Annotated in this window: 18 protein-coding genes; 7 read left to right on the top strand and 11 right to left on the bottom strand. The window is 42.0% G+C overall.

The genetic code is table 11. From position 1 onward, the window contains the following. Positions 1–71 precede the first annotated feature (71 nt). Positions 72–917 carry a TrmH family RNA methyltransferase gene (locus tag CW735_RS13990; protein WP_100972734.1) on the bottom strand — a complete coding sequence of 282 codons (846 nt, stop codon included), beginning with the start codon at positions 915–917 and terminating at the stop codon, positions 72–74. Between the two features lie 181 nt (positions 918–1,098). Here CW735_RS13990 and CW735_RS13995 point away from each other — a divergent pair, with 181 nt between their 5' ends. From CW735_RS13995 to CW735_RS14005, 3 genes are all read left to right on the top strand, one after another. Then, positions 1,099–1,497 carry a hypothetical protein gene (locus CW735_RS13995; protein WP_100972736.1) on the top strand — a complete coding sequence of 133 codons (399 nt, stop codon included), beginning with the start codon at positions 1,099–1,101 and terminating at the stop codon, positions 1,495–1,497. 115 nt (positions 1,498–1,612) lie between these two features. Then, positions 1,613–1,807 carry a hypothetical protein gene (locus CW735_RS14000; RefSeq protein WP_100972738.1) on the top strand — a complete coding sequence of 65 codons (195 nt, stop codon included), beginning with the start codon at positions 1,613–1,615 and terminating at the stop codon, positions 1,805–1,807. Positions 1,808–1,898: 91 nt separating this feature from the next. Next, positions 1,899–2,555 carry a crotonase/enoyl-CoA hydratase family protein gene (locus CW735_RS14005; protein ID WP_100972739.1) on the top strand — a complete coding sequence of 219 codons (657 nt, stop codon included), beginning with the start codon at positions 1,899–1,901 and terminating at the stop codon, positions 2,553–2,555. A gap of 162 nt (positions 2,556–2,717) precedes the next feature. Here CW735_RS14005 and rlmF read toward each other — a convergent pair whose 3' ends face one another. Both rlmF and CW735_RS14015 read right to left on the bottom strand, forming a co-directional pair. Beyond that, a complete protein-coding gene (gene rlmF / locus CW735_RS14010; RefSeq protein WP_100972740.1) occupies positions 2,718–3,680 on the bottom strand; it encodes a 23S rRNA (adenine(1618)-N(6))-methyltransferase RlmF in 963 nt (320 codons plus the stop codon). A 51-nt stretch (positions 3,681–3,731) separates the two neighbouring features. Beyond that, positions 3,732–4,472: a substrate-binding periplasmic protein gene (locus CW735_RS14015; protein ID WP_071980254.1), complete on the bottom strand. Its 741-nt coding sequence runs from the start codon at positions 4,470–4,472 to the stop codon at positions 3,732–3,734. A 187-nt stretch (positions 4,473–4,659) separates the two neighbouring features. Between CW735_RS14015 and CW735_RS14020 the strand changes: the two genes are divergently transcribed. Further along, positions 4,660–5,997 (top strand): M24 family metallopeptidase, encoded by a 1,338-nt coding sequence (locus CW735_RS14020; RefSeq protein ID WP_071980255.1) that lies wholly within the window; start codon positions 4,660–4,662, stop codon positions 5,995–5,997. A gap of 292 nt (positions 5,998–6,289) precedes the next feature. Here the strand turns inward: CW735_RS14020 and CW735_RS14025 are convergent, their stop codons facing one another. From CW735_RS14025 to CW735_RS14040, 4 genes are all read right to left on the bottom strand, one after another. After that, entirely contained in the window at positions 6,290–7,336 is a 1,047-nt protein-coding gene (locus tag CW735_RS14025; protein ID WP_198033563.1) for an STAS-like domain-containing protein, read from the bottom strand. A 481-nt stretch (positions 7,337–7,817) separates the two neighbouring features. After that, positions 7,818–8,285, bottom strand: a complete 468-nt coding sequence (locus CW735_RS14030) for a DUF3718 domain-containing protein (protein WP_071980257.1) — start codon at positions 8,283–8,285, stop codon at positions 7,818–7,820. A gap of 218 nt (positions 8,286–8,503) precedes the next feature. Then, on the bottom strand, positions 8,504–9,649 hold the full coding sequence (locus CW735_RS14035; RefSeq protein ID WP_071980258.1) for a hypothetical protein: 1,146 nt from the start codon (positions 9,647–9,649) through the stop codon (positions 8,504–8,506). A 175-nt stretch (positions 9,650–9,824) separates the two neighbouring features. Next, positions 9,825–10,631, bottom strand: a complete 807-nt coding sequence (locus CW735_RS14040; protein ID WP_071981324.1) for a PaaX family transcriptional regulator C-terminal domain-containing protein — start codon at positions 10,629–10,631, stop codon at positions 9,825–9,827. 273 nt (positions 10,632–10,904) lie between these two features. On the opposite strand from CW735_RS14040, the gene CW735_RS14045 reads away from it, so the two are divergent. After that, on the top strand, positions 10,905–12,569 hold the full coding sequence (locus tag CW735_RS14045) for an acyl-CoA dehydrogenase family protein (RefSeq protein WP_071980259.1): 1,665 nt from the start codon (positions 10,905–10,907) through the stop codon (positions 12,567–12,569). Between the two features lie 4 nt (positions 12,570–12,573). Here the strand turns inward: CW735_RS14045 and CW735_RS14050 are convergent, their stop codons facing one another. Then, the gene (locus tag CW735_RS14050) at positions 12,574–13,479 is read right to left on the bottom strand and encodes a hypothetical protein (protein WP_198520974.1); all 906 of its coding nucleotides are present in this window, start codon (positions 13,477–13,479) and stop codon (positions 12,574–12,576) included. A 163-nt stretch (positions 13,480–13,642) separates the two neighbouring features. On the opposite strand from CW735_RS14050, the gene CW735_RS14055 reads away from it, so the two are divergent. Both CW735_RS14055 and CW735_RS14060 read left to right on the top strand, forming a co-directional pair. Then, the gene (locus CW735_RS14055) at positions 13,643–14,203 is read left to right on the top strand and encodes a DUF4136 domain-containing protein (protein ID WP_100972742.1); all 561 of its coding nucleotides are present in this window, start codon (positions 13,643–13,645) and stop codon (positions 14,201–14,203) included. A gap of 91 nt (positions 14,204–14,294) precedes the next feature. Then, positions 14,295–16,280, top strand: a complete 1,986-nt coding sequence (locus CW735_RS14060; RefSeq protein ID WP_100972743.1) for a class I adenylate cyclase — start codon at positions 14,295–14,297, stop codon at positions 16,278–16,280. 104 nt (positions 16,281–16,384) lie between these two features. Here CW735_RS14060 and gloA read toward each other — a convergent pair whose 3' ends face one another. From gloA to CW735_RS20030, 3 genes are all read right to left on the bottom strand, one after another. Continuing rightward, a complete protein-coding gene (gene gloA, locus CW735_RS14065) occupies positions 16,385–16,933 on the bottom strand; it encodes a lactoylglutathione lyase (protein WP_071980264.1) in 549 nt (182 codons plus the stop codon). A gap of 126 nt (positions 16,934–17,059) precedes the next feature. Further along, complete coding sequence (locus CW735_RS14070) at positions 17,060–17,668, bottom strand: DUF1456 family protein (protein WP_071980265.1); 609 nt, start codon at positions 17,666–17,668, stop codon at positions 17,060–17,062. A gap of 30 nt (positions 17,669–17,698) precedes the next feature. Then, positions 17,699–17,827: a hypothetical protein gene (locus CW735_RS20030; RefSeq protein ID WP_269529636.1), complete on the bottom strand. Its 129-nt coding sequence runs from the start codon at positions 17,825–17,827 to the stop codon at positions 17,699–17,701. Between the last annotated feature and the right edge of the window lie 20 nt (positions 17,828–17,847).

Genomic DNA, 17,847 nt, shown 5'->3' on the forward strand with positions numbered 1-17,847 from the left:
TATATTTTATTGATACTTAAACAAAAAGTGCGTGAACAACAATTGCTGAATTAAAGTGGAAGCGAACTAAATTATTGAGATAATTCGTAAGTACAAATATTAACAGCGCTGGCTAAATTCAGGGAGTCTATTTTACCGCTGCCAGTGATTGTAAATGCCGTTGCGTTTAATCGAGCGATTTCTTCAGTGGGGACGCCCCTTGCCTCATTACCAAAAAGGTAACACTGGAAGTTGCCAAAATGCTGCGATTTTATCTCATCGCCATGCATATCTAGGTAAGCGAACTGAGAAAAACGCGATGCTAAATCTTTTAACGTCACGTTGAGCTCCATGTCGACGTGGAAAATAGCGCCCATACTCGCTCGTACTACCTTGGAGTTAAACGGATCTACACTGTTGGGACTCAACAAAAGTTTAAAGTTACCAAACCATGCCAGCGTGCGAAGTATTGTACCAAGGTTGCCCGGATCTTGTACTTCATAAAGGTAAATGTATCGCTGTTGGTTTAATTGACTATTTGCGCTTTCGTCGCTAACGCTATTAATATCTTTGTTTGAAGATGCTGTTTTGAGAGGAACTCTGGCAATAATTCCCTGAGGCGATTTAGTATCGCTTAACTGTTGCATTTGTATCGATGTTAAGCGCTCGACCTTGACAGCAGGCACACGCTCATTTGGAGAAATCTTCGATTGCTCGCTTTCCACCGCGGCCTCTTGAGACAGAGCGTGTTCTAACCAAACTTCATATTCGTTTGTTACATAAATACTCAACGTCTCATTGGGTATGGTATTAAAGTTAACATCCTGCCTAATGGCCTTCAGCAACTCTAAAACTAAATGCTCTCCTTCCACCAGATAAAATCCGAACTGAGTTCGATACTTTTTCTGATGCAGCTTCTTCACATCACTTAGTTTCATTGTCGCTAGCCCTTTTCAATTGATGCGCGCAAGTTTAAGTTATGTGAATGAAAACTCAAGTCGATAATAACGCCAATACAAGATTAAGCATGGATATACCCATTACTCTTAAACAAATGTAACTCCTTAATTCACTATTTTTTTGTATTCTTACGATGTCTCTTTAAACAAATGTACAACAATGACGAAATCACCTTCCGCCAATGCTTATTCTTTTAAAACCACTGCAGCACCTAGCAACTGTACAAAAGCCACAGAAGAAAAAATGAGAGAGGAAGCTGTAACAATTTATCTGCACTACACAAAAGTTGTGTTACCAGAACTCGCTCAATCTGAGGGTGAAAGCAGAGCTTGGCCAATCAAAAATGACCATTGCTTTCAGCGTGTTGTATTAGACACTGTTTGTCAAAAAGCCTGGTATGAAGTTATTCCTTCGCCCGCGTATAAAAACCTTTCTTTGACGCAGGCACTCGCAGCAAAAAACTTGTGCGAGCGAATTGCAGGTAACTTAGAGTGTGTAAATACGCTGAACAACAATTCGAAAGCATGGCGAAAAAAGCAGGCAAGCATCGTTTTTTAGCTCTTGCTAATGACATTAAACTGGATGATCACTGTCGTTAAACCATAACGTCTAAACCGCAACGTTTAAGTCATAACGTGCAATCCATAAGATTAAGGATTTTGGGAGGACTTTCATGCCGCAGCGAACTTACCCAAAAGATGCAACTAAAATACATTCAGCTTCAGATTTAGAAGACGTGGTAGTAGATAAACGAGCACACTGGCGCGCAAACAATGCAAAAGCAAGACGCAGACAGCGGCGCTATAAGAAAAAGGTTGTAACCCATCTCGTTAACGAGCTTTATATAAATGAAGAATTTGATCAGTGAACCAAAGCAACGTATGCTTTGCCACACATCTGGTAATACCAGTACACGCCCCCTGTTTTAAGCGGCTCGTATTATGTAAAGGACACTCATTATGGCTTTCGATTTAAAAATAGAAAACGACATTGCATTAATTACGTTTGATGATGGTAAAGTGAATGCGGTCGGTTTTAACCTTATCGAGCAGTTTAATAAGGCGCTAGATGAAGCAGAACAACACGCAAACGCGGTAGTTTTTCATGGTGGCGAGGGCAAGTTTTGCGGCGGTTTTGACCTTTCGGTTATGAAAAGCGGCGATGAAGAAAAGCAGAACAAATTGGTTCAAGCCGGTGCTGATCTCATAGTTCGTCTATATGGATATCCCCTACCTGTAATTGTTGCAGCAGAGGGACACAGTATCGCATTAGGCGCCATTATGTTGATGGCTGCCGACTTGCGCATTGGTAAAGATGGCGGCACTAAATACGGCCTGAACGAAACAGCAATAGGTATGGTACTCCCACCATTTGGTATGGAATTGGCCAAAGCGAGACTTTCGCTCACATCACAAACCGAAGCGTTACTTTTCTCTCGTATTTTTGAAGGCAAAGAAGCCGTTAAGGCCGGATTTCTAGACGCTGCAGTGCCTCAAGACCAAGTGTTACGAACCGCCATGGGCTATGCAGAAAAATTAAAAATGCTTCCGCGAGCCGCTTTTGCAGAATCAAAAATACAACTGAGAAAAGCGACAATAGAAAAAATGAAAGACTAAATTACACTCAGTATAGAATGCCAAGTAGTCGAGGTCTGATTTAGCAGTGGAGCTCTGATTCAAGACCTCTGACTTTAGCAATACCTCACACAGTTATTAGGGTTTTATCTCGTTTAATTAAGTTTGTATGCCCAACACCTATCAACTATCTAGCTCACTAGGCTATTGAAAACTCCAAGCAATAAAACGACTCAGTTTATTCCCCTGCCCCATATTGATAACTTTGTGCACTAATTCGCATTCGTTGTCATTAGAATAATAGGCAAGGCTTTTCTTTATCGGCGCTAAATGTTCAGATTTAGACACTAAGCAGGTAAACCAACCCACATTGTCTCTAACCTCAATACTTTCTTTTATCATACGTTGTATAAACGCCAGCTCGCCTCCCTCACACCAGAGTTCGTTGGCTTGCCCTGCAAAATTCAAACTAGTACCAGCGTTACTTTCACGGGAGCTTGCAGAAGAGCCTTTTCCCGAGCGCTTTAACTTGTTTGCTGCTAAGTTTTTGCTCTTGCGGGTACTGCCGGCAAGTGCATCACGCTTAGATTTATGAAAAGGAGGGTTGCACATAGTAAACGCGAAGCGCTCGTTGTTTTCTATAATATTCTTAAATATGTGTTCGGGCTTTATCTGTTGTTTTATGCTGATCAGTGGGCGTAGAACTTTGTTGCTTTTGACTATTTTCAACGCATTGTCACAAGAGTTTTTATCGATATCACTTCCCACAAAAGACCAGCCGTAAACTTGCGAGCCAATGATAGGATAGATAGCGTTTGCGCCCACTCCCACATCGAGCCCCTTGATATGGGCTCCTTTTACGGCTTCTGCTTTTTCATTACTGCGCACATCAACGGCTGATTCAGCCAATAAATCGGCTATGCCATGTATATAATCGGCGCGCCCCGGTATAGGCGGGCATAAGTAGCCTTTTGGTAACTGCCAACGTTCTACATTGTAATAGTGTGCCAAAAGAGCGCCATTTAGCGCGACAACGGCATCAGGGTTTGCAAAGTCTATGCTTTTTTTGCCACTTTTGGCGTTTATGACGTGGGGCCTGAGCGCCGGATATGACTCACAAAGTGCCGCCATAGGATAGCCGTCTTTGTGATAATTGCGAGGGTGCATTTTATAAACCTATAGCTGTGTAAACCTGTGACGCTTAACAATCGCACACTTCTACTGTTGTTGCGGTATATTAAGTGCGTATTTTGCGTACAACGTTGACAATTTGCCACTATCCTTCAGCGTCTTCAACTGACTATCAAAGTGCCGCTTTAACTGCTTGCCACGCTCGTTCATAACAAAAGACCAATACAGCTTATAATTGCCAATCTTGCTGGTCGTAAAAGACGAATCGGCATCTTTAGTTTCGCTTGACTTACTTTCGCTTGAGAGCAGTGGAGAAACAATACTGTGTATGTCTACATAGTAGTCAATTTTTCCTTTTTGCAGCAAAGAGACTGCCTGCTCTGGGTCATTCACTGGGATCCCTTTTGCGTTGCGGGGTAACGCAACATAAAAGATATCTGATTCATAGCCGGCTCTGTATGCACCTACTTTATTGGCTAAGGCGTCTTTAGTGAGATATTCACCTTTTCTCGATACAAGATAAACGTCCTCGGTTAATAAAGGCCATTCTGATTGATAAAACACAGTGTTTTGGGGAAGTGCGCCTGTCATATCTATGTTTCCCGTTGCGAGATTTTTTAACGTTCTCTTCCAAGGAAAGTACTCTACTGACATTGTGTACTGAGATTCTTTGAAAATTTCGGACAAGAGCTCGTGATAAAACCCGGTTCCGTCACGCTCGGTAAAATTGGCCCACACATCTGTGCCCCACTTAATAAACTGGGGCGATGGCTGTGCAAAGATACTTGTCGACAACATTAATAAGACAATCGAAATTATCTGTTTCATCTATAACCACTTTTCATAAATGGATAAAGCCCCTAAATCAGATGGGCAATAATAACGCAAAACAATAATCAAAATTAAGGTACAAGTTTTTCGCTGCGGCGGATTGAAAAATGTCGCATACTGGTTAAACAATGATCACATTGCAACGATAAACAATTTACAGATCGTACCACAAAAAAGGAAATTTATGAGAGCGTTATTAGTCTGTTCTATGATGTTTTTATACGTATATTCCTCTGCGAATGCAGAGGGCGAAATTTTAAGTATGAAAGCCCGTAGCGACATTATTGACCAAACGTTATCCCAGCGTTTTGAAACCGTATTGCCCCATATTATGCGAAGAGAAAACATCGATATGTGGGTTATTATGTCCCGAGAATATAACGAAGACCCTGTACTCAAAACCATGCTGCCTTCTACTTGGATATCGGCAAGACGTCATACTATGCTCGTTATTTACGACCAAGGTGAAGGCAAACCACTTGAGCGACTCGCAGTGGCGCGATATGCGGTAGCAGATAGTTTTGAGAAAGCATGGGATAAAGAAAAACAGCCAAATCAATTCAAAGCACTCGCCGATATTATTGAAAAAAGAAATCCTAAGAAAATTGCCATAAATGTATCGGAAGACTTTGCCCTTGCCGACGGCATGTCATCTTCTGAGAAAAGTAAGTTCATGGCTTCGCTACCCGATAAATTCGAAAGCCGAGTAGTTTCCGGTGAGAGATTAGCTATTGGTTGGTTAGAAACGCGAAGTGATATGGAAATGGAGTATTATCCAATTTTGACTCAAATTGGACACAATCTTATTGCAACTGCGTTTTCAAACGAGGTAGTTACACCAGGCGTGACCACCACAGACGACGTGGTTTGGTGGCTTCGCGACCAAACTACCGCGTTAGGATTAACAAACTGGTTTCACCCCACAGTGTCTATTCAAAGAGCAGATACTGAAGAGTTTGATCAGATTAAGGCATTTAGTAAACGCCCTGAAAAAAATATTATTCAGCCTGGCGACCTTATTCATGTAGATTTTGGCATTACCTACCTGCGGTTAAATACCGACCAGCAGCAACATGCCTACATCTTAAAGCCTGGAGAGACCGACGCACCGAGTTATCTTAAAAAAGCCTTAGCCAATGCGAATAGACTTCAAGATATCTTGACAGGCAATTTTAGCGAAGGACTCTCGGGCAATGAAATTCTAATGCGTTCACGTAACCAAGCTATTAGTGAGGGTATTAAGCCGGCAATTTATACTCACCCTCTTGGTTTTCATGGTCACGCAGCAGGCCCCACTATTGGCATGTGGGATGCTCAGGAAGGCGTTCCTGTAAAAGGGGACTATCCCATGTATGAAAATACGGTTTATTCCATTGAATTAAATGCAGCAACAATGGTTAAAGAGTGGAATAAAGAGGTGAGAATAATGTTGGAAGAAGATGCTTTTTTTGACGGAAAGTCTGTGTCTTATCTAGATGGAAGGCAAACAAAGTTTCATTTGATTTCATCCCCTTCAAACTAAACTTTAGCACTTTCGATGTATAAAGCACTTCCGATGTATTAGAACACTGCATGGGAATGTAATTTCGAGAAGCATGAGGTGAATTAGCATGAGGTGAACAGCATGAGGTGAATTAGTCTCAACTTGCTCTGTCAGATTCGAATAATAGAACTCAATCAAATCTGACACTCGTGTATGACCAGAAGCGGACGTTGGTTACCGACAAATTTGGGGCGCAGGCATGCGCGATAATGGCGAAGCCGCCTGCGTGTTTGCGCCCCAGTGCGCCTTGGCGCACGCCATAATCAATTTGTTAGTTCTTGTTCTTCGCAGTTGCTCTTCTAACCATCATAGTAACATCCTCATTCATATTCATAGGAATCAAATTAATATCTTTATGTTTAGCTGCATAAACCCTAAATATTTCGTCCGCAAAAGCCTGACCTACAGAAGTTACACCATCAAAATCAAAAACAACGTAGCTGAATTTTTCAACTCTTCCGAGCAGTCTTTTGGCTTGCGAACGGGATACTAACTTCTCACCTTCATATACAGCTAGCTTTACAGGAATTACCGTTTTGTTGAATTGAAAGTCGTCAGGGCCAGCAGTGTAATCATCAAATACTTGTTTTATAGTACGTGAAGCGTTTTTATTGATTTTCATAAATACCATTGTACCAGGCTCATCAATCATGAAATCAGAATCAACTAAAAAATCAAAATCCACATTATCCTGATGACTGAACTTTAGTCCTTTAGAATCAATCTCAAATAGATCAAATACCCTTGAAGTGAAAAATATTCCTTCACCACTATGGTTTTCCGGATCAGTAGTTAACTTACCTTTTGACAGTTCTACCAATGCTTGACGGTCATCTGGAAGATCGCAAAGTCGTTTAATTCTTCTAAAAATCCCTTCACCATCATCAATTATGAAAATGGTAACTTCTTCAGTTGATCTTCTAACTGAAATAAAAATTGACTTTCCATTTGAATGGTCAATTACATTGTTTACCATTTCGGTAAAACCGTAATGACAAATATCGACTACATTCTCATTCAAACCTTCGAATATGAATGAATAGTGATTGCGCCATACTTTATCCTCTGCGAAATCACTTGTAAGCTCGAATAACTGCTTATATTCCCGTTTATCCCCTAATGAATAGGTTTTGCCTTTTCCTCGACCTGTCGTAGAAATCCAACCCTCAGACTCTAATTTTTTAAGGTGATTATATGTCGCTTGAGGAGTAATGCTAAAAATTGCAGCAATGTGATTTGCTATATCTTTGGGGTGATGTTTTACGTCCCGAATGATCTGCTGCCTAATCATTACCCCACGTTCTCTATGAGATACCACGTCTTATCCTTTAAGAAAAAACAATACTTAAAGGATAGCAGTGAATTGCTTAAAGGTAAAGATAGATTTTGTTAAAGTTAGATAATTTTGAAAAGAGAACTAACAATTTAATATAGTGCGAACTGCGCATTTTTCTGCCAACGCATCGCTCAATTTTATACTTTCATTATTAACTCCAAACTCGTTATCACATTGCTACATAATGGGAAATTGGCGATCTGGATAAAGTGTTTAAAAACAAAAACGCGCGATTGCGTCGTTTTCCTGAATATAGGGGAAAGGCTGCTAAAACTGTGTATCCAGACAGGCACTTAAACCAGAAAGTTGGTTTCAATCGTGGAAATGTCAGAAATTCTCGCGTTGACACTATAAAGTAATCAAGATGCCAATGTCCTATTCACGCCTCATAGCTGCCTGTCAGATGGAGTTTAAACCTATCCATCGAAACTGTGAGATCAGATATGAGCTCCTCAAATAATTTTTATTCTTCAGTCATGCGAACTTCAACATTCTTAGATTTGTAAGCTCGAACAAAGTCTGCGATATCTTTATGATTACAAATCACGGTCTCACCGCTTAAACCATATTTTTCTAATGCTTCGTCTTTACCGATGGATAAAGCTTCTAAACAGGCTTGCGACGCTGCATTTTTGTTTTTAGCTACAAGTGCAACTTTCTTAGCATCTGTAGAAGCAACGTTATTTCTGTACATGAAAGCAAATGTTCTAAGCGATTCACCATTACATCTTACAGAAGCACTAAACTCGTCAGCATCAAACCCATTAGCTCGCACCAAACGCATTGCTTTTTGATAGCCCTGATTGGCTGCGGTTAAACACGCTTGTGTTTCAATATTTTCAGTTACAGGTTGCAACTGGATATTTTTTGCAAAAGATGGAGCAACCGTAACGGAAGCGATAAGAGCAATAGCAAATGTAGACAGTTTCATAATAAACCCTATGTTGTAACTTAATTAGATTTCGCTGGAGCAATGTCCATATTATGACCAACAAAATCATAAAATAAAGCAAATTATGTAATTAAATTACAATTAGCGGTAATAAAAGCTACAAATAACGCAATTAATGAAATTAATTTACATTTAAAGATCAGCGTTTTCGAATTGTTTACAAAGCAAACAGCCCAGCAGAAAAACTCACTGGGCTTTTATTGGTAAAAAGAAGAGGTAACCATTGATATGTCACTTATCAGGTCGTGCATCCAATTTAATGATGGCAATGGATTTTGCGGCTGATAGAAAAGCCGGTTTAGCCGACCAAGTAAATTGACAGAATGATGAGGCTCTTTCGGTTTTCTGCGATGCTCACTCTCTGTTTGCAAAAATTCCCAGGGCTGTAGGTTAAGGTGGTCAATTTCTTCCTGAGTGACACCAAGACCGTGAAGCGTAGACAGTATTCGCTCTGTTTTGCTCTCTGCAATTAGAATAAGATCGTTGCTAAACATATCAGCGAGTGGTTCATTGACAGCCTCAAGGGTATGCTGAATAGCATGCCACACAGCGTCATGACAAAACCGCCAGCCGCGAGGTGCATAATACCCTTCTATTTCCCACTCAAGTTCGGCATTACTTACCGCTATTGAGCTATCAGCCTCTGGAGAAAACGATAAGTCTGGCCTTGCCCCAATATTGTATGCGTCTACACTCATAGCAATACAAATAATTAGGTCTCCACACTCTTTTTTATTCGAGTAAAGCGCCTCAAAAGCTGCTCTTTTTACGCCCATCCAGCCATGAACCTTTGAAGGTTGTTCAACGAAATGACGGACATCTTCAGGTAAATCCTCGCCATAACGTTCAATCAGCAAAGGAAGTGGATTTTGATTGGGGGCTTCGTCTGGCATCCATACTTCATACTCTTGACGATTATCGGCTTTACCACGGCTTTTTATGCCGTATGATAGGTTCACTGGACGGCAGATACTGCGATCTTCATCAACCTTATGAAAATACTCTGAACGCATTCGTTTTATAAAAGGTGCATCTAATCCCGCAAGCGCAGCAGTAGGGTAGCGGTAGCCAATTTCGCTGTTTTCTACCATTTTTAACGATGGAATTTGCGCCTCTAGCTTGGCTTTAACTCCTTTCAAAATATTGACAGTTGGCAACACAATACTTCGTTCTGGCTCTATAGTAAGCCTATTCCCATCTGCCGTAACAAACTTGGGCACTTTGTGAAACTCATAGTTTTCAACGCCTAATGGGGCCAATGCATTATCTCGATACTGCGACAATTCTGAAAAAAGCGCTGTGTGGTTTCGAATATGCTTAAATAATGGGCGAGATGGAGACATAACTTTTCCTTGTACTTATACGCAATTACCATGTTGTCATGATAATGCACATGGTTAAATGCGTTGCATAAAACTGTGTGTAATATTAGCCCCGCATTCAGATGACATATGCAGCTCTTGGCAGCATGACTGAGGCTATTAAAATTATGAGTTTTTAGAAAATCCCCCCTCCTGTTTACTGATCCAACGATAGAAAGCGATGCCAAATTTGAGCGCCAACATCATCGTAGTGTTTTACTAATTCAGAAAACTCTCTGCGCAAAGCTTCATCTGTTAGTGGCGAGGGTAAAAGAGGGTCAAAAACCAACTGGTGCAGGGCGTAATCTCCCACGTGAAATGATTCAAATGTCGCCTCTTCTAACGTTAGGTTTGGTAACCGCAATAGTGACGCTTCTACATCAGATATGCCCTGCTTATACTGTTTTTCAAGTTCTTCGGTGTTCCACAGATTACGAATTTTAGATTGCAGTTTTAGATCAAACTCACTAGCGCAATACACCACGGCCTGTTTGCTTAAACCTAACGTACAGAGTTTTTCTCTAACCACTGCCGCACCACCAGCTATATTCGCAGGCCTCACGTACATATCAGTGAATACTTTTCTCAAGCCAACAATTTTTAAAGCGCGTTCGTTTTCTCGAGTTTGCTTTTTGTCGCTTTTCGACAGCATATTGGTTTGCACTGCAATCCAGCTTTCGTTCCAAGAAGGTAGTAAAGAAGATTCAGCATCTCGCCAACTATTTATCTCACGAGCAAACTTTTCTCCACCTTTGCCCAGTTGATAATATCCTCTATCAAGCAATGACAACATTTTTGTGCTTTGAAGCCGATTTAATGTCACTCTTATATTGTTTTCAGAAATTCCAAACAACTGGCCTACACGCACGGCACTGGCTGCCGTCATTTGCACGTTGTCTCGCGAGCCCAACAATTTTAGTAGTAACTTTCGCGCCACCGGCTTTTTTGCGCCTGTTTGTTTCAAAACACCTACCCTACCTTTGCGTGTTATTTTTTTACCACTGCGGATTTCATTGCGACACGGTTTCAGCACCTTACCTATAGAATCTGTCTCTCATAAGGCAGCAATAGTTACTTTTATAACCCGTAAATCTGAAAATTACACAAACATTACTTACTTTGACTTAATTTACCTTTATGTGTAATTTCTAATATAGGTAATAAAAATACAAGTAGTCAGCGAGAGTGGGTAAGACTTTACCGGCTAATGACATCATTCACAGAGGCGAGCAAGAAAATGACATCACCAAATAAATTTCAAACTCATGAGGTAGAAAACCAACCTCTGCCCCTGCCGGCCTACAACCTCTGGCTTGCAGACGAACTACTTCAGTGCTTTGTTTCTCAGCATTGCGATAAGCCGCTACCTTCTGTGTTGGAAAGTTTTGGGCACCTCGCTGGCCATGATCAATTTGAGCACGGTGAAGACGCTAATAAAAACAAGCCCGTTTTACACGCGTTTGACCGGTATGGACGTCAAATAGACGAGGTGAAATTTCACCCAAGCTACCATGCCTTAATGTCTTCGGCTATGGCTAATAAGGTGCACTCATACTCCTGGCAGAACTTAGATACACCGGGCAGCCACGTTGTGCGGGCGGCGCTTTTATATATTCACAGTCAAACCGATGCGGGTACCACGTGCCCACTAACCATGACTCATGCCGCAGTACCCGCCATACAACAAGGGAAAAACTTGCCCTCGTATTGGTTAACCAAGTTAGTAAACGGACAGTATGACCCCCGACAGCTTCCTGCCTTCAAAAAGGAAGGAATAACCGTGGGTATGGGGATGACTGAAAAACAGGGTGGTTCCGACGTAAGACGCAACAGCACGCGGGCAGAAAAACGAGAAGATGGCAGTTATGCCATTACTGGACACAAGTTTTTCTATTCTGCACCAATGTGCGACGCACACCTTATTCTTGCGCAAGCAGAAGGAGGGCTAAGCTGTTTTCTTCTCCCTAGAATCTTAGAGAATGGCGCTTTAAACCACGTTCGCATTCAAAGACTTAAAGATAAACTTGGTGATTGGAGCAACGCTTCATCAGAAGTAGAGTTTCAAGAAGCAACCGCTTTCCTACTTGGCGAAGAGGGGCGCGGCGTTCCTGTCATCATTGATATGGTATCGCTCACGCGTCTAGATTGTATGATTGGATCTTCAGCCCTAATGCGACAAGCCCTCGTGCAGGCTCTGCATCATGTGGGCGAGAGAGAAGCATTCGGTAAGCTGCTGATTAACCAACCTCTGATGCAAAATGTAGTAGCAGATTTAGTGATTGAAAGTGCGGCGGCAACTGCACTTACCATGCGTGTTGCGAAAGCCGTAGACGCAAGCGGTACTAATGCTCACGAAGCTGCACTTGCCCGCATTACTACCGCTATTGGAAAGTATTGGGTGTGTAAACGCACAGCCACCTTCGTTAATGAGGCACAAGAGTGCCTTGGCGGAATTGGTTACGTAGAAGAGAATGCAATGCCCCGCCTTTATCGTCAGGCGCCATTGAATTCGATATGGGAAGGTAGCGGTAATGTGCAATGTCTGGATGTATTGCGCGCATTGTCAAAAGAGCCGGCAACCAAAAAGGCCCTGTTTGCAGAATTAAAAACAGCGGCAGGCAAAAATCCTCATTTCGATGTATTCGTCGAAGACTTGATAAAAGAATTTAGCAACACTGATTCTATAGAAATACGAAGCCGACTCTTAACAGAGAAAACAGCCTTGGCCCTGCAAGCCTGTGTATTACTAAACAATGAGCTTGTCGATATGAAAATCTTGGCGGAAAGCTTTTGCGAAAGTCGCTTAGCAGGTCAACATGGGTTGGCGTTCGGCACCTTGCCTGCCACCACACCGTTCAAGGAAATCATTCAATTTGGCTCACTGAAAGGGCAAAGAGTCTAGAAAGTTAATTCTGCCAGAATTCTTGTGACGCCCTGTAGACAGGAGAATTAACGACTTCATCTAATGCTGCGTTTATGCGATCTATTGCCTCTTTTCCCCACGCGTTATTGGTACACCCGACTGCGCCTGGAATCTTCTCTTCGCCCAACTCTGAGGTGTAATAAAATTGCAACTTGCTATCACCCTCCGTTAAGGTGAAATACTTCAGAATTGACGGATACTCCAAAGTAAAATCTACACGGCCGTATTCCAGTTGACGAAGAACACGAGTAGTAGCTTCTGTACCAGCAATAGGTGCATAACGAGGTGTTTGTTTCAGGCTATCGACCAAAACTTGAAGCGCATCTGGATATTTTCTCGAGATAGGTTGTGCAAACGTGAGCTTATTGCTCTTAACCAGTGCTTTCAGAGACACGCGCCTATTTTCATCTAAAAATGGCTCAATCGTCTTTGGGAGCGCGATAATACCCAGTGGAGGATACAAGGTAGTCACATCGGAAAAGCGCCATGTGGTATTGTGCTCTCGCTGAATTACGCACGGAAAACAAAGGTTTTCATTTTCCTCGGTATGTAAGTTAACCCGAGACTGAGGCATAACCACTGTCTCGTGTTTAACATCAGACATAGTGGGCTTTAATTGATTAATGAGCGCATCGCAAATTCCCTGAGCCCTATACTTTCCTTCGAGAATAAAAAAAGGCGGTGCAGGGTTTACAGCCCATGTGATGGATAGCCGTTCCTCTTCAGTTATGCCCTTTTCGTGGCTCTCTCTTGCCCTGTTTTTTGCATCAAAACCAGTCTCAGCTTCAACAGTAAGAGCGCCGCCAACAGAGAAACCAACCGCGTTTACATTCATGCTGCTTATTAAAAGTAGATTTAAAATGAAAATGACAAAAGGGAATTTAGACATGGTTCAAAAAGAGCAAAGAAGATGTCTTAATGTTCTAATAAACGCCATTTAACTGCAATCGTTATTTTGTCTGATATTTATACGGCTGAGAGTAAAACATTATCGTTTACATTGCCGCTATCTTGCGTGATCATGAGCACATTATCATTGGGAGTGAGTATTTATGGATAGACGATGGCAACAAATTCAGCGCATCTTTTGCTTTTTCATTCTTTGTCTGGGTTTGAGCGGGTGTGCAGCAAGTGGCCCTACTGTCTCTTTAGATAAATCACAAGACTTCAAAGAAATTGATAGCTTTTTCGTAAAGTCACCGCTTAACAGTGTTAACCCAACGCTTGAAAACAGTATTGCACAAGACATTACCTCGGCATTGTCAGAAAAAGGGCTTTCCTCTACTACTGAAAATTTAGCTGACGTAGTAGTAAGCTTTTTCCCTTACACAGAAACTAAAGAAGGTGGAGCTCAATTAAATATTGGGCTTGGTACTGGAACATTTGGTCGCTCTGGAGCCATTATGCTGGGCGGTGTATTAAGTGTTCCCGTTGGAGAGCAGTTCTCCGACTATCAAAATCTTCAAATTGAGGTGATTAATAAAAGCACCGTTATTTACAGTGCATCGGGAAGCATCGAAATTGAATCTAACGATGTTATTGCCGTTCAACAAGCGTTGAATCAGTTGGTGTTATCGCTACTCGATAGCTACCCTAGCATAAAAGACAAATAACAGGCAGGCGGGTTCTGATAGCGCTATGCTTTAAACTTACGCTACGCTTGAGAAGAAAAACTTGCTACAAAATTTAGGCACTAAATAAGATATGAATGAGCCCAAGTCGCTCTCGTTGCAGCAAAACCTTACAATAAGGCTACTGCGTGTATTGCGGTATAACAAAGCACGAATAGAGCGTGCACTTAGCCTACTGCCAGAAGAGCACAGGCCACTTTTTCATGTCCTTCCATTTTTAATCCACGTCAATCACCCAGAATTACCTGGGTATATTGAATCTGCATCTGAAGCAGAAAGCGTTCCTTTTGGTATTAACAATTACTCCTTTAGAAAAGACATTGAGCGGGCACTCAATCGTTGCTTTCCCTCTTTGCACGCGCTTTTTTCCGATATAAAGTCTGTGTGGCCGCGCCAGCGCTGTATCGACTCATTAGTACTGATGGGAAGCACTGGCACTATTGCGCAAACCGACGATTCAGATTTTGACTATTGGGTTTGCATTGATGGCAAACAATTTTCCTCAAAATCAATGGATTTACTCTCGCAAAAACTCCAGGCAATAGAGCAATGGGCTGACAACAAATTCGGCGTAGAAGTACACTTTTTCTTGTCTGATATTGAGAAAGTAAAAAGCAATGATTTCGGGGTTGCCGACGGTGAAAGTGCTGGGTCAGCACAAGCATTATTTTTAAAAGCAGAATTTTACAGCACTAATATTGTTGTAGCTGGTAAAGCACCGTTTTGGTGGCTAACCCCGGAAAAGGCAACAAGTAAACAGTACGAAGGTATTTTAAACAGTCTTGAGAAAGGCGGCTCTCCGGATCTCGACTGGTTTATGAATTTAGGTCACCTAGAGCGGCTAGACGCCAGAGAATTGTTTGGCGCTGCTATTTGGCAGTTGGGCAAGGCTATGGATTCGCCGTTTAAGTCACTACTTAAAATGGCAAAGCTAGAGGTGTACCTTGCAAACATAGAAAATGACCAGCCTTTATGTAACTTGCTTAAAAAACATGTGCACTTGGGGACCGATGCTCCTGGCAAAGTCCCAGATATAGATCCCTATGCATTAATGTTCAACGAACTTATTGCACACTATACAGATAAGGGACAGCCAGAAGATATTCTAATTTTGCAGCAGTGCCTTTATTTAAAATGCGGCTGTAAGCTGAGCCAGTCGTTGTATGAAGGGGAAAAGCCGGACTTTAAGCGAAGAATTATAGCTGCTTATGCCAGAAGTTGGGGTTGGAGTCGTAAAAGCTTAGCGCATTTAGACAACATTCAAAACTGGAACTTTAACGAGCGCGTTCAGTTAAGTCGCCGCATACATCGCTTTTTACTCAAGTGTTACCGCCGAATATCCACCCAGCTAGACGGTCAAACCCAAATTATGGACGAAAAAGACATGACCGTTCTAGGGCGCCGGCTAAGCACATTCTATGGCAAGAAAAAGGATAAGGTTGAGTTTTTACGCAGAGCATTCGATGAAAGCTTATACTGCCCCACCGTCACCATATCGGTGAAATCACTTAAAAATGGAGATGAAGTGTGGACCGCTTACGCAGGCGATAAATTAAGTAAGTCGGGCATTATCGACGAGTCGCAAAAAATATCCCAAGCGTCCAATGCTATTGCGCTGTTAGTGTGGTGTGTCTCAAGCCGCATAATGGACACCAACACCAAGGTTCTCCTCGATTACAACTACTGCGAAATAAGCGAGCTTGACCTCAACGATATATTAAAACAGCTATGCACACTCTTTCCTCCAGTACGAGTGTCGGCTTTACCTCGGCATAATTTACTGGCTGCTGAGCGCATTGAAACCTGTATGGCTCTGGTGAATTTTCCTACCTTGCGCCAAAAGCCCACGGTGGAAGACGTATACGTACTTTATAATACATCGTGGGGAGAAACATTTTTAAAGCATGGTACCGATGTTCTAGACACCTTGTGGTACGAACTTTCAGAGGTATCCCCCAAGCCTAAATGCTATGTCATGGTGCCCAGAGGTAATCAGCAGTCTCGTATTCTAGGTGAGTTTTTAGAGTCAACTGAATTAAGTTTTACCGTTGTTCACTGAGAAATAACGCTCTTCTCTTTCTCCACTTATTGTTTAATAAGACTATGTCGCCAAAGCAACCGAAAGCTTTGTAGGCTCGAACTTTATTCGCCAAGCTCGACCGTTCAGGCTTTTAGATGAGGGGCGCAAGTTTCTGCCACTTTTTTGGCATCGAATATTTCTATCCAATAACCGTCAGGGTCTTTTATAAAGGCTATTCCTTTCATACTCCCATCATTGAGTTTCTTCTGAAAAGGTACTCCTAGCGTCTCAAATCGTTCGCAGGCAGCTTCAGCATCGGGAACATGAAACCCAATATGTCCAAACCCCTTAGGCTCACTGTTACCGTTGTGATAGGACACAGTTTCTGGGGTATCGTCCCAATTATGGGTAAGCTCTAACATAGCAGGGCGGCCAAAGGTTTGCTTTGTTCGCGTTTCAGCATCTTGGCTTACATCGGAAAAGTCATCACCGGCGGCTAGAAAATAAAGGGTAAATTTCATATCTTCAAAGTCGAGCCGTTTTATTAACGTCATACCCATAATACGGGTGTAGAAATCTAAGGTACGCTTTGGGTCAGCAATACGCAGCATGGTTTGATTGAATACGAAACCCCGTGTGGCATCGCTTTTTTCTTCGCAAAGACCTTCTGCACTATCAAAATGTCTACTCATGAACTATTTCCTTATTGAAGTAAGATGCTTATAGATATGATAGCGAGCAGCCAGAGTTCAACTGTTGTTCAACAACATTTCCCTGCCACCTGGCGCCCCTCGATTACATGCGATTCAAAACAAAGGCTATCCTTTACCCCACACTGAATCAGATGGTTTGTTTACCACCTTGTACTTATTGCTTGTCTTGGTAGCCGTTTTTTGCGGTTTTTTAACCGCCTTGCTCTTTGAAGCAAATGCGTTTTGACTAGACGAACGGGGCTTTATATTTTGGCGATACTTGATAACCATACCCTGAAGCAAGTTACGCACTACCTGATCGCCTGCTGCTTTATAGTTGCGATGGTCCGGTTTTCTAAATAGGGCTGACAGTTCACTCTTGCCTATTCTGAAGTCGGCTAACAGCAAAACGTTGATCATATCTTCGTCTTTGTAGCTCATTGCTATACGAATTTTTCTCAAGATTTCGTTATTACTCAAGCGCTCTTTCGGGCCCAATATTTTTGGAGCTTGTCCCTCTTGCTTCCCACGATTTTTGATGATCAAACCATCTAAAAACAACGCAAGAATTTTATCTCTACAAGGCAAATAACCTTCTTCGTCTTCTTTCTTCATAATGCTATGCAGATAACCTATGTCCATATCGTAATCCACCAGCTTAAAAATACTGATAGCGGCGGTATCGTTTATCGCAAGCGCATAGCGAATACGGCGTAAAACATCGTTGTGGAACATGGATGGAAACCTTAAATAGAGATGGAAGTGCTAGTGAATGAGTAAATACTGGGCCTGTTTGCCACTGTAATAGTTTAACGTAATTACGAATTTACCGCTATCTCGGTCTTCCATCATCCATTTAACAGAGCTAAAACCATCAAACCTGCTTAGCGCCATTGCAAGGCGCTAAGCTTTTA

Source organism: Alteromonas sp. MB-3u-76 (assembly GCF_002831605.1).
Taxonomy (GTDB): domain Bacteria; phylum Pseudomonadota; class Gammaproteobacteria; order Enterobacterales; family Alteromonadaceae; genus Alteromonas; species Alteromonas hispanica.